Here is a 13,242-nt window from a genome sequence, read left to right as displayed (position 1 = left end):
GCGAGAGAGGTTCGTCATGCAGCGAGAATCGAACGTGAACGCCGGTACGAAACTTCTGACCGCGGGCGTCGTGATGACCCTCGGGGTCGGCGGCGCTTTGCTGTTCCGCCAAGCCCCGGTCGAGCCGGCCCGCGCCGAATCGGTAGCCGACGATCTCCTCGTGCGGCGTTCCAATCTGCCGCAGGCCGCTACGGGCTTCGTCGGGCAGGCGCCGGAAGCGGGCATCCCGTCGGGCAGCGGCGGCGCGGCGCAGTTCACCGGCACGATCGACCCCTTTAGAAACCGAGGCACTCCCGCCGGCTCGGAGCGCCGCGTCGCTTCGGAATACGTGCGGGCCGAAGCCGATCGACCCGTTGCCGCGGTCGCGGCGGTTCCCGGAATATCCTCTTACGGTTCTCCCCCACCGCAACTCGGCTCGCCGTACTTCGTGGGCGACCCGCTGAATGAAGCGGAGCGGACTCCGATGCACAACATTACGTCGAACCCGCAATTGCCGGCGGAGTATCCCGCACCGACCGCGACTGACGTCACATCGGCAGCGGCTCCGGCAACGCAGCCTTTATCGACGACGACGTCGTCGACCACGTCGCCGTTCGGGCCGCCGCTGGCGATCTCGTCGCCGCTCGGTGCGGATAAGGCCCGATCGCAGTTCACCGGCGTCGGCGTGAATTCGGTCGGGAATGCCGACGGGGGCTCGCGCGTCGTCATGCCGACGCTTCGTGCCGGCTCCGGTGCCGATGCGCGTTCTCAGCCGCTCCCGGCGGCATCGCAAGCCCATGCCGGACAGGTAACGCCGCCGCCTGAACAATCGCGCGTGAAAGCATCCAAGCCCAAACGCCATCGGGTGCGCGACGGCGAGACTCTCGCGTCGCTCGCCGAGCGGTACTACGGCAATGCCGAACGCTATATCGCGATATACGATGCCAATCGAGGCGTGTTATCGAATCCGGATCTCTTGCCGATCGGCGTCGAGCTCGCTATTCCCCCGGCCGATCAAGCGGCTGCATCCGCCGCGGCAGCGGATGTTGCAACTCCGCCGACGGCTCGATTGTTGCCTCGCGTACAAATCCGCCCGCTCGGCGAATAGCTGCGGCGAGCGGCGACTTCCTTGAGTCGCGGCGTTACAGCGTCGCGGGGTCTCCGGCGTCGCGAAGTTACGGGGCCATCCGTTCCTTCCAAACGTATGTCGTCGGGGCCACCAATCGCAGTTCGATGAACTGAGCGATCAACTCTTCGATCGCCAAGCTCTTCTCGCCGAGCAACTTCGTGCCGACGAGCTTCGTCTTCAACGTGTCTTCAAGGAAGAGTGTTTTGTCTTCGATCTTTTCCGGCTTCGGGCGGATCCGTGCGTACGTTTGTTCGATCCGTCGGGCATCGGCCACGCTCGGTTTGTCTTCCGCGCCCGTGATCAGCAGCAGCGAGATCTTGTCTCGAATCGGCGATTGCGGGTTGGTGATCGCCATGGACATGTTCAACGTCTTGAATGCCATCTGAGGCGAGAGTAGCACGAGCGCCTTGACGTCTTGGCCTTGCTTCAGAGTCGGAAGCACCGGCCACGACCAGTCGTCGACCGTCCAATTGACCGCGACCGGCACGCTCATCTCGGCGGCGATGATGCCGAGCCGTTCGATATTGAGTTTGCCTTCGTTGTTCTGGGCGATCAGAAACTTCTTAATCGCTTCCAAGTCGTTCGACATCAGCTTCATCTCAACCGGCTTCATCGTCGAGGCATCGAACTTTCGATCGACGCCTTCCACGTTCACGGTCGTGCTATCTCCATGACCGCGAAGGTCGGGCATGACCACGGCGACGTCTTGCTTCTGGAGATACGCGCCGAGCGATGCCATGTCGCGGCGGTTTCCCTTGAACATGTGCAGCAAGATCACGACCGCGGCATCTTTCCCTTTCGTGCTCGCTAGATAAGTCGCCGCGATCTTGACGCCGTCCTTCGTGACGACGGAGATTTCCTCCGGCATCGGCAGCTTGTCGGCCGCCGTCGCTTGTCCGTAAGCCGGCGGAGCGCTCGCGGTAAAACCGAGAGAAATTAAGGCAAATACCGACAGAACAAAACCGGCGCGATGCGAAAACGGCATGGACGAAATCCTCGAAGCGGCGGACGGAGGGGGGCGGCTAGGGAGCGGATGGTCGAACGGACGACCCGTGGCGACGGCGTGAATATCGCTCCAGGTCATAGTAAATGGGTGGCCGGGAGGCGTCAACGAACCAAGCTTGAGCGAAAACTTTTCGTTTTTCGAACTTCCGACTTGCCCTGCCGCCGGCGAATGTCGACAATTTCCGAATAGTGCAGTACCCAATCTTGCGGGCATCTGCGGAAACCGTCGGAACAGGGTTTTTCCGTGGAGTGATATATGAGCGGGTCGTCCGGCGATGCGCGCTGGTGGAACGAGTTTGCGCACGAATTAAAAGGGGCCTTCTCGAATGAAGTCCCCGCCTGGATCGGCAGCATGTTCTTGCACATGCTCTTGATCATCGGGCTCGGCACGCTTTTCATGCCGCCGATTCCGAAGCCGGTCGTAGCGACGCTCGAAGCTTTCGTCGCGCCGGAGGAGAAAAAAGCTCCGCTCGAAATCCGCAAGCAAGAGTTCTTGTTGCGACCGAGCGAGTTGCCGAACGTCGGCTCCGTGCGCACGGCCGGTGTCGAGGTCGAGGTTTCGACCGCTCTGAAGGTTGCCGAGTCGATCGAGCTGCCTCGTCGGCCGCCGCAAACTCGCATGCTCACGGAAGTGCGCGTGCCGCTGCTCGAAGACCTGATTACGGCGCCGAACAAAGGGACGCGCATCCAGATCAAAGGCATTGCTGGCGATGGTGCGACAGGCACGCTCGGCGCTCTCGATCGTATTACGCAAGAAATCCTCCTCTCGCTCGAACGAGGGCCGACGCTCGTCGTCTGGTTCTTCGATCAGTCGGGCAGCATGCAGATTCAGCGTGAAGCGGTCGCCGAGCGATTCGACCGCATCTATAAGGAGCTCGGCCTCAGTAAGGCGGTCGCACCGAAAGGCCCGACCGATCGGCCGTTGTTGTCTTCGGTCGTGGCATTCGGAAAAGATATTACCTTTCTCACCGACAAGCCGACGGACGACATCAACCTGATTCGCAGCGCCGTCGCCAGCATCCCCAACGACGACTCCGGTGTGGAGATGACGTTCACCGCCATCGGCGCAGCGGCGCAGAAGTACGAGAACTTCCGTTTCTCGCAACCCCGTCGCCGTGTCATGATGGTCGTCTTCACGGATGAAGTAGGCGAAGACGAGAATCGGTTGGAAGACTGCGTGGCCGTTTGCAAGCGGAACCAGATGCCGGTCTTCGTCGTCGGAGTTCCTGCGCCGTTCGGGCGTCCGAATATCGAAATCAAGTACGTCGATCCCGATCCCAACTACGATCAATCGGTCCAGTGGATTCCGGTGCGGCAAGGAGCCGAGACGTTTCTGCCCGAGCAAGTGCAGCTCAATTTCTCGGGCAAAGCGAATCGCGACGACGGTATGTATCGGCTCGATTCCGGATTCGGCCCTTATTGCCTCACGCGGCTGTGCTACGAGACGGGCGGGATCTTTTTCGCCGTTCACGGCAATCGCGAACGGATCGACGGCTTCGTTACCTCGCGCGAGACTCCCGTTTTTCAAGCCCGGTTGAATTACTTCTTCGACCCGCTGGTGATGAAGCCGTATCGGCCCGATTACCTCCCGACGCAAGATTACGTGAAAAGCGTTTCGAAGAATAAAGCCAAGATGGCGCTCGTCGAGGCGGCGAAGCAATCGATCGTCGATCCGATGCAGAATCCGGTGCTCGTCTTCCGTAAGACAGGCGAAGACGATTCGTCGATGAAGGCGGCGCTGGATGAAGCGCAAAAGAAAGCCGCGATTCTCGGACCGAGAATCGATAACCTCTACACGATCATCAAGGCGGGAGAGAAGGATCGTGAGAAGCTGGTCGAGCCGCGCTGGCGAGCCGGCTTCGATCTTGCTTACGGCCGCGTCTTGGCCGTGAAAGTTCGTACCGAGGCTTACAACCAGATGTTGGCCCGCGCGAAAGGGGGCATGAAGCTCGCCGATCCGAAGACGAACGTGTTGACGCTCGTTCCCGTCGATGAAGTCTCGTCGAACAGCCAACTCGACAAGATGGGCAAGCTCGCTCGCGAACTACTGGAGCGCGTCGCGCAAGAACACCGCGGCACGCCTTGGGCCATGATGGCAGAAGCGGAATTGAACGACCCGATCGGTTGGAAATGGAAGGAGAGCTACGACCCTCCACCCCCGCCCCCTAGTGCGCGACCGCCGCAAGTTCCCGTGGCGAACAACGGCAACAACATGAATCGGCCGCAGCCTCCGCGGCGCGAGACACCGAAGCCGATGCGCCAGAACGTGAAGCTTTAGAGAGAACACTCCAGAGAAACGTGAAGCTCTAAGAGTTCGGCCTGTGCGGCGACGATGAATCGTTGCGGCGACAACTTCTTAGAGTGCCGTGCTATCCACGGCGTAGTCTTTGCGGTGATCGTAGCCGTAGAACAATCGGCCGACTTGCTCGGCCACGACGCCGATGAACTGGCGACGGAATTCTTCTTCCGGTTTCTCTGAAGTCGGAATGCCGGCCTGCGGCGGATAAACGATTTCGGGCAGGTTCTTCTCGTAAACCAATTCGCCGTCCTTGCTCATGTCGTGCACGGTGACGTGGACGCGAGCCCGGCCTTGGTAGATCGTCTGTCCTTGATAGAGCTTGAATTCTTCGATCTCGATCCCGACGACGTAATCGCTCTTCACGGCCTTGCCGACTTCGGAAAATTCCTGCCATTCATGTTCGTCGGTCCATTGCTCGATCTTCTGAGCGCCGATCAATTCGATCTTCTTCACCTTCTTCTTCAGCAATAGCGACACCGTACCTGCCAGACGCTGCGCAGCGCTCGAACTCGAATATTGCAATTCCACCAGCGGACGACAGACCACGGCGGTCTTCTTCCCCTTCAACTCCTTGAACTCGGCGGGAGTCTCGACCCCCTTCGTCAAATAGATGCCGGTAATCAACGCTTGCGTACAACCGCAAGCCAAGGGAACGCATAACGCCGACGCCAAAGCGACGAGTTTGATTTGCATCCGCAGGGAAAATGGCGACGACATGCGACGTCCTCGAAGGTATGAGCGTTCTCGCTGAAACGACCGGAGCGATCCATCGCCGGCGGCGCCGGGAAGACCGAGTCGTTCGTGAAAGGCGCGGCAAAGTACCGGCTTACCGTTCCCGCTTCAAGGCCAATAGCGAGCCGCCGCTGCCGGCATGCTCGTTTCGTTCGGCGTTACAGCGCTCGCGGCGCTGCGGCTGCCGGCGCGAGCGAGGCCGCCAGCCGGTCGGCTTCGGCCATGTCGATCCGAATCCGCCGAATCGCCGTGGCGCGGCCGGTTGCCGAGTCGATCTCGACGATCGACCCGCACATCCTGATATCGTCGAGGGCGACGTCGAACTGAGTCGGCGTAAAGCTAAGGGTCGTCTCCATCACTCGGCTAATTTCCCGGCCGAGGATGCTGCGATAGGGGCCCGTCATGCCGACATCGCATTGAAAGGCGGTGCCGCCCGGAAAGATTTCTTCGTCGGCGGTCGGAACATGCGTATGCGTGCCGAGCACCGCCGCGACGCGGCCGTCGAGATAGCGCCCCATCACTTGCTTATCGCTCGTCGCTTCGGCATGAAAGTCGACGAAGACCGTCTTCACGTCCGGCGGCAGCAGCGCCAACACGCGATCGATCGCGGCCCACGGGCAATCGACCGGCCGCATAAACACTCGGCCGAGCAGACTCACCACGGCTACCTGCGTTCCGTCGCGTGTTTTCAAGAGCGCGAACTCGCGCCCGGGGGACTTAGCGGGGAAGTTCGCCGGCTTGACGATGTTTTTCTCGCGCTCGAGCGTCGGAATGATCTCGCGGCGTTTGTAGATGTGATCGCCGAGCGTGATGCAGTCGACTCCGGCGTCGATCAGCTCCCGATGAATATCAGGCGTGATTCCGCTGCCGGCCGCCGAGTTTTCACCGTTCGCGATGACAAAATCGAGCTTTTCGCGAGCGATCAAGCCTCGCATCGCCCGAGCGACGATCTTCCGCCCCGGCTTGCCGACGATATCGCCGATGAATAGCAGTCGCACTCGTCGCTCCTCCGTCCTCTTCGCTCGTCCAGCCGTTTTGTCGCTTAGCGCCTTTCGGCTATTTCGCCGTTTCGGTGAATCGCACTTCGCGCAGCACCGTTACTTTGATTTCGCCCGGATACGTGAGTTGCTCCTCGAAAGCATTGGCGATATCGCGTGCGATCTTCGCCGCCGATACATCGTTCGTATCACGCGAACTTGCGATCACGCGCAACTCGCGCCCCGCTTGAATCGCAAACGCTTGCTCTACGCCGGGGAAGCCGCCGGCGATCGTTTCGAGCTCTTCCATCCGTTTGATATAGCGATCGAGCGACTCACGCCGGGCGCCGGGCCGAGCCGCGCTGGCCGCGTCCGCCGCGGCGACGAGCACCGTGTATGGGTTGTCGATCCTGAGGTCGTCGTGATGCCCGAGCGCGGCATGCACCACTTCCGGTTTCTCGCCGGCTCGCTTGAGGATGTCGGCGCCGATCTTCGGGTGGCCCCCTTCGGCTTCGTGATCGGCTGCCTTGCCGATGTCGTGCAACAAGCCGGCGCGGCGTGCGAGCTTGCCGTCGAGCCCAAGCTCTTCGGCCATCATGCCGGTGAGGTAGGCGACTTCGATCGAATGTCGCAGCACGTTCTGGCTGTAGCTCGTGCGGAAGTGCAATCGGCCGAGCAGATGGATCACCTTCTCGTTCAGGCCCGGCACGTCGGCTTCTTCGGCCGCTTCTTCGCCGAGGCGCTGGAGATGCGTTTCGAGTTCTTTCTGCGTCTCCGCGGCGACTTCCTCGATGCGGGCCGGATGAATTCGACCGTCTGCGATGAGTTTCGCCAGCGCGAGTCGCGCCGTCTCGCGACGAACCGGATCGAAGCAGCTGACGATCACGACACCCGGCGTGTCGTCGATGATGACGTCGACGCCGGTCGCTTTCTCGAAGGCGCGAATGTTCCGTCCTTCGCGACCGATGATGCGTCCCTTCATGTCGTCGCTTGGAATGTCGACGGTGCTCGTCGTCGATTCGGCGGTATGGGCCGAGGCGTAGCGTTGGATGGCGGTAATGAGAATCTCGCGCGACTTCTCCTCCGCCATTTCCGCCATCCGTTTTTCGTGCTTATGGATGCGCGTGCCGATCTCGTTGGCAAGCTCTTGGTCGAGCATTTCGAGCAACCGGTGGGTCGCGTCTTCCTTGCTTAAGCCGCTGAGTTGGTGGAGCGTTTGGCGCTGAACATCGAGCAATTTGCCGAGTTCTTCGTGCCGGCGATTCGTGTCTTCGAGCCGTTCCATGAGTTTGCGCTGCGTCGACTCGACCATCTTCTCTTGCTTGCGAAGTTGATCCCCCTGCTCTTCCAAAGCGTCCTGGCGCTTGTCGAGCACGCGGTCGCGCTCGTGAAGTTCTTGCCGCTGCTTCTGGAGATCTTTTTCAAACTCGCTTTTGCGGCGCAAGGCCTCTTCCTTGATCGCCAACTCCGCTTCTTTGCGGCGGTTGTCGATCTCGCGCTCGGCCTGCGTGATGATCTCTTTCGCTTTTCCTTCCGCGTCGGTCAGGCGCAGCTTGTCGAGCACTTTCATTAAGACGAAAGTCAACACGGCCGCGAGCGGCGCCGTGATCAGCACGACTGTGATCGGATTATCCAAGGGTTCGCTCCTCAAGGGCGTAATTTTTTATGGAGGAGCGATCGCACGCTGAATGATTCAAGTCATGCGACCGGATGCGTTGCCCGGCAACCGTTAGGTTGCGAGGCTGCGAACATCGAAGTCGAATGTCTTGGCTCACCGAGCCCGTTCATCAAGCCGAACTAAGAAGAGGCGGCGATGCGCTAGGCGCGCACCTCGGGCGAGAAAATTCCGACTGCAGCCGCAAATGCGGCAAACGCCGAAAACGAAGACGAGATTTCCGGACGGCCGACGCCGAGGCATGTCGTGCTCAAGACCGCGACGGCAAGGTGCGCCGCGTTGCGTCCTGAACGCCGAACAAACGAGAATCGGTTCTCGTTTCCTGCTTGCCTTCGGAATTCCGTCGACTCATAGAATATCGACGTTCGACCTGGTGGGTCGCTCGTCGACACGAAAGCCTGACGATCGGGCGAAGCCTTGGCAGTCGGCTGTCGCACGGGGATCGGTACAGGTTGCGGTTGCGGCTCGTTCAGAAGCCGGCTAAGCAGATACTGCAAGAAAATCGCAAGCAGATGCATCGCCTAAGCTCCCGAACCGGCTGGTTCTAGTATCTTGATCCGGGTAAAGTCGTCTTTCTCGCGCCGTCGCTCTCCTTGGGTCGCCTCGCTAGGGGGGCTCCGCGGACGATCGCTGGCAATTCAAGTTTCTTATCCTAACAGAGTCCGACGCGAACGCAACCGCCGGAACTGCAAGCATTTATCGGCATTACGCGGCATGAACGGGCCTGCCCAGCTGGAACTGCGGATCGCCGCCGGATGGCCCTTAAGCCGCTGGACGGACGAGACCGTCGTCGTAGCCGTGAGCGGCGGGGCCGATAGTGTTGCTCTACTCCGCGCTCTCGCCGCGCTGCGACCCCCGGCGGCCGGCGGCCGACTCATTGCCGCTCATTTAAACCATGGCTTGCGCGGTGAAGAATCCGACGGCGATGCACGCTTCGTCGCCGAACTTGCTGCGCGGCTCGGGATCGAAAGCGTTGTCTCGAACGGCGACGTTGCGCTCTCGGCTCGCGAGCGCGGCGACGGCGTCGAAGAAGCGGCCCGTGAGTTGCGCTATCGATTCCTCGTCGACACGGCGCGGAGTCGCGGAGCCCGCTATATCGCGACGGCCCACACGCGCGATGATCAGGCCGAGACCTTGCTGCAGCGCATCGTGCGCGGCACGGGGCTTGCCGGTCTCGGCGGTATCCCGCGCGTCCGCCCCCTCGACGGCGACACCATCGGGCTGATCCGCCCGATGCTCATGCTGCGGCGCTGCGAGATCGTCGAGTATCTCGAATCGATCGGGCAGCCGTATCGAATCGACTCGTCGAACGTCGATCGAGCGTATACGCGCAATCGAGTGCGACACGATTTGTTGCCTCTCTTGGCGCAAGAGTACAACCCGCAAGTCGTCGATGCGCTGTCGCGGCTCGCGATACAGGCCGAGGAATTACGCGACTTCGCAGCGGCGTTGGTTGAGCCGTTGTTGCGAGCGGCCGTAACTCGCTCGGAGCGCGGCGCGTTCGAACTCGATTGCACGGCACTGGCGAATCAACCGAGGTATCTCGTGCGCGAAGTCCTCACGACGGCCTGGAACGCCGCCGGCCTGCCGCTCCAAGCAATGGGCTTCGACGAATGGGAAGCCCTCGCCGATCTTGCCTTGAACGGCAACACCGCCGCGAAACGAATGTTTCCCGGCGGTGTGATGGTCGAACGGGTTGGAGCACGCTTGGTCATACGGCAGTAGTAGTCGCCCTGTAGTCGCGTAGCGACGACCACGATGGTAGCCGTGGGTTTCAACCCACGGAATGCGAAATCGCGGCAAACGTGATGCGTCGCGTAGCGACGCTTGCCATCATCGCACCCGATCAATCGAACACATGTCGCGGATCGAAACTCAACTCATGTTTGCGCAAAAACGCGAGATATTCTTCCTCGAACGTCTGCACGCGATGATGATCACGTTGCCCGCGGATATATTCTTCCGTCGCTTCGATTTGCGAGCGACCGACCGTGAACGCGCCATAGCCGTCTTGCCAACCGAATTCCAAGAGCTGCGGAAAAGTCTCGTGGAACCATTTCGACGAGCCTCCCTTGAGATATTTCACGGCGTCGCTTACGGCGAGCTTCGGCGGGATGCCGAGCAAGAGATGCACATGGTCGTCCACACCGCCGATCGCAAGCGGTTGCATGCCGTTCCGTTCGGCAATTCCACCGAGATAGGACCAAACTCGCTCTTCGATCTCGGGAGCGATCCAGCGTTTTCGCTGTTTGGTACTGAAGGCGATGTGGTATCGCAGCGACGTGAACGTGTTCGCCATCGTGATGCGATTCCTAGGCATACGATACGCAGATCAAGCGTCGCTACGCGACGCCGATCTAGTCGCGTGGCCCCGGTAACCGTGGGTTTCAACCCACGGCTACCATCAGTTGGTCGCTACGCGACCGGACTCTCGCTCATCGCTTCTTCGGCCGGTTTCAAGCTTCCATCGGGCCGGTCGTGCCGCCAGTGAGTTCTTCGGCGAAGTGTACCGGCTTGTAACCGCCGATCGTCTTGAAGTAGAGGAACAGCAACAAGTAGATGGCCGCCATCGCCGCCGGGATGTAAGAGTCGGCCTTCAGCGTGCGGCGGTCGCCGCGCTGGTCGGCTTCGACGACCAACTTCTGTGCCGGCGTCATTTTCTCTTTTGCATCTTTGGCTTCGCCCAGTTTCTTGCCGTCGAGGCCGACAGCTGCGGTGCTTTCGATATTCAGGAACTTCGACGGCGAGGCCGCTTTATATTCTTCGTAGAGAGCGGAGTCGGACGCCTTTAACTCTTCGCCGGCGAAGCGATCTTTGCCGTAACCGAGGCCGGGTCCGCCGATGAGTCCGGCCGAGAGCATGCCGATGCCTCCCATGATCGACATCGCGACCGCGCCCGTTTGCGGAAAGCGATCGCCGATGACGGCGAGCATGGTCGGCCAGAAAAACGTCTTACCCACGGCATAGATGCCTAGTGCGAGAAGCGCCATGGAGAACGTGGTCATCGTGCTGGATAAGTTCAGACCGATACAGGCGATTACCGAGCAGACGAAAAGGAGCCCGATCGGCGACAGTTTAAGCGAGTGTTCGATGAAGTGCGCACAGAACCGCAGGCCGAACATGATGGCGGACGTCCAAATAAACAGATACTTACCTTGTTCGGACGTGAATAAATTACCGGTGATGTTTTGGATCCAACCATCGGTTCCCAATTCGACGGCACCGACGAGTGCATGGGTGATGAACAGGACGAACAGCAAGATCGAGCCGATGGAGAATTTCGTCACCACGCCTACGGCAATCAACAGCGCTCCACCAATGGCGTAGCCGATCAAGTCGGCCTGGGGGGACGACTTGAAAATGTCGGCAAAAAACTTCGAGAGGAGAAAGCAAGCGACTGCCGCGCCGAGCAATCCAACCGGCTTCAACATTTCGGAGAAGCTCGCACCCTTCTCGGCCGCTTCCGACTTCGGAAATTTCTGCCCCATAAACATGATGCCGTAAATGATCGTGGGGACGAGATAAAGAGCGAGTTGGTACTTCCAGCCGATCTTCATCGCGTCGTCGAGCACCCAACCGGCAACGGCGCCGAGCACCATGCCTGCCGGCCAACTCGCATGAAGGATGTTGAGGTAGTGCGTGCGATTCTTCGGATAGAGCGTGGCAACGAGCGGATTCGCGACGGCTTCGAGCGTGCCGTTGGCATACGCAAAGATGAACATGCCCCAGAACAAATAGTCATAGGCGTTTTCCGGCGTGCTTGCCGCGAAGGTAACGACGGCGGAGAGGATATGGCAAACGAGCGCCAGCTCGACGAGCTTGCCGTAGCCGATCTTGTCGACGATGACGCCGCCGAAAATGATGCCGAAGCAAAATCCGGAGAAGCCAGCGCCGCCGATGGCGCCGAGTTGCGATGCGGTGAAGCCGTATTCGGCACCCCAGTTGTCGAAAATGCCGCCTCGAATCGCGAAGCCGACGCCGGCGGCGAGAATCGCCATGAAGCCGGCCCAGAGAAGTCGACCAGCGTTATCTGCGATGCCTTCAGTTTTTGCCGACATGAAAAACGGTCCCTAGATGCGGGGTGTGTGTGGAGTGTCGAAAACGCAAGCGGCGGGTCAGAGAAACGCGGGACCGGATCTAGGATAAAACCGAATCGCCGGCACAGCTGGCGGATTTACTAAGCCTCGCAGTATACCTAGGAGTAAGCGAAATACCACCCTTTTCGGATTCGCTTCTCTCCGGCCGGCGACGTCAAAGCCGGCCTGGCTTGCCCGACCGGCAGCCGGCCGCGCCGGCACGCGGGGAACCTCGCTTGACCCCCGACCCCAAACGATGGAACATGCCGCGCATTTCTCTCGTTTCTCACCGGCGCGGCAGGACGCTCGCCGGGGCTTTCCCGAAGGAGTCGGGATCATTTTTCGACTGTTCGTCGATTTCGTTTGGATGTTGATTAAGTGGACGGCAGCGCTCGCGCTGTGCGTGGCGATCGCGCTCGGCTTCTACTTTTATCATCGCATCGACGACGAAGTACGTCGCACGGTCGAAGCCAAGCTCGGCTCGCAATATCCGAAGCTCAAAGTCACGGTACGCGAAGCGCAACTCGTACGCGGCGAAGGGATTCGCGTGCGCGGCTTGTCGATCGTCGAGCCGAACCGCTCGGGCCCTCAAGACGAGTTGCTGTTCGTCGACGAACTCTTCGTGCATTGCGGCACCGATCCGCGCGACCTAATCCATGCGAAACTCCAAGTCTCGAAGCTCACGCTGCGCAAGCCGATCTTGCGCGTCGCACGTAGGTCCGATGGTTCTTGGTCTGCCGGTAAGCTCTTGCCGATTCCGAAGTTCGGCGAAGGAACTCCGACCGGCGTCATCGAGTCGGGCATTATCGAAATCGTCGATCCGAGCGGCGCAGCGCCGTCGAAGCTGGTGCTGCGCGATGCGCAAGCGCGCTGGGCGGTTGCGGAAGGAGACTTCCCGCCGGGGACGCGCCGACCGATTCGTTTCGAGGGGCATCTCGACGGCGATCATGTGCGCAATCTTGCGCTCGAAGCGACATTCGATCCGGCCGGCGGCGGCGCGTGGTCGATGTCGGGCACGATCGACTCGCTGGATATTTGCCCTGAGCTCAGGCAAAGCCTGCCGAGTGCGGCGGCAGCCGGACTTGAGAAACTTGCGGCACTCCGCGCGAAAGCGCAATTGCAATTTCGTTTGACGAACACGCCGGCAGTTGTGAGCGACCTTCCGACCGCAGAGGGAAGTACGCCTCCCGCATCCACGCTCGACTATCAAATCGACGGCAAATTGCTGCAAGGACGCTTAGAAGACCCGCGGCTGGTGTATCCGCTGACGGATCTCGCCGGCAAGTTCTCGCTGAATCGCGACCGCGTGAGCATCACGGAGCTGACGGCACTGCATGGCGCAGCGACGTTGAACATCGATTGCGAACGGG

At 60.4% G+C, this 13,242-nt stretch carries 10 protein-coding genes; 4 read left to right on the top strand and 6 right to left on the bottom strand.

The window, feature by feature from the left end; genetic code table 11:
- The first annotated feature begins 16 nt into the window (after positions 1-16).
- On the top strand, positions 17-1,087 hold the full coding sequence (locus tag K8U03_10035) for a tail protein X (protein MCE9605226.1): 1,071 nt from the start codon (positions 17-19) through the stop codon (positions 1,085-1,087).
- Between the two features lie 67 nt (positions 1,088-1,154).
- Here the strand turns inward: K8U03_10035 and K8U03_10030 are convergent, their stop codons facing one another.
- Positions 1,155-2,093, bottom strand: coding sequence for a hypothetical protein (locus K8U03_10030; GenBank protein MCE9605225.1), 939 nt, complete (start codon positions 2,091-2,093; stop codon positions 1,155-1,157).
- Between the two features lie 276 nt (positions 2,094-2,369).
- On the opposite strand from K8U03_10030, the gene K8U03_10025 reads away from it, so the two are divergent.
- Positions 2,370-4,391 carry a VWA domain-containing protein gene (locus tag K8U03_10025; protein MCE9605224.1) on the top strand — a complete coding sequence of 674 codons (2,022 nt, stop codon included), beginning with the start codon at positions 2,370-2,372 and terminating at the stop codon, positions 4,389-4,391.
- A gap of 78 nt (positions 4,392-4,469) precedes the next feature.
- Here the strand turns inward: K8U03_10025 and K8U03_10020 are convergent, their stop codons facing one another.
- The 3 genes from K8U03_10020 to rny form a co-directional block, all read right to left on the bottom strand.
- Positions 4,470-5,129, bottom strand: a complete 660-nt coding sequence (locus K8U03_10020) for a hypothetical protein (protein ID MCE9605223.1) — start codon at positions 5,127-5,129, stop codon at positions 4,470-4,472.
- A gap of 173 nt (positions 5,130-5,302) precedes the next feature.
- Complete coding sequence (locus tag K8U03_10015) at positions 5,303-6,142, bottom strand: TIGR00282 family metallophosphoesterase (protein ID MCE9605222.1); 840 nt, start codon at positions 6,140-6,142, stop codon at positions 5,303-5,305.
- 58 nt (positions 6,143-6,200) lie between these two features.
- Entirely contained in the window at positions 6,201-7,772 is a 1,572-nt protein-coding gene (gene rny, locus K8U03_10010) for a ribonuclease Y (protein ID MCE9605221.1), read from the bottom strand.
- Between the two features lie 738 nt (positions 7,773-8,510).
- On the opposite strand from rny, the gene tilS reads away from it, so the two are divergent.
- Entirely contained in the window at positions 8,511-9,521 is a 1,011-nt protein-coding gene (gene tilS, locus K8U03_10005) for a tRNA lysidine(34) synthetase TilS (protein ID MCE9605220.1), read from the top strand.
- Positions 9,522-9,642: 121 nt separating this feature from the next.
- On the opposite strand, the gene tnpA is transcribed toward tilS, so the two are convergent.
- Entirely contained in the window at positions 9,643-10,095 is a 453-nt protein-coding gene (gene tnpA, locus K8U03_10000) for an IS200/IS605 family transposase (protein MCE9605219.1), read from the bottom strand.
- A gap of 157 nt (positions 10,096-10,252) precedes the next feature.
- Positions 10,253-11,854, bottom strand: coding sequence for an MFS transporter (locus K8U03_09995; GenBank protein ID MCE9605218.1), 1,602 nt, complete (start codon positions 11,852-11,854; stop codon positions 10,253-10,255).
- A gap of 274 nt (positions 11,855-12,128) precedes the next feature.
- On the opposite strand from K8U03_09995, the gene K8U03_09990 reads away from it, so the two are divergent.
- Positions 12,129-13,242 (top strand): hypothetical protein (locus K8U03_09990; GenBank protein ID MCE9605217.1); only part of this gene is annotated, 1,114 nt, incomplete at its 3' end.

The organism is Planctomycetia bacterium, assembly GCA_021413845.1.
Lineage (GTDB): Bacteria > Planctomycetota > Planctomycetia > Pirellulales > PNKZ01 > PNKZ01.
The sequence above is the reverse complement of the archived record's forward strand: the minus strand, read 5'-3'. Positions and strand labels throughout refer to the sequence as shown.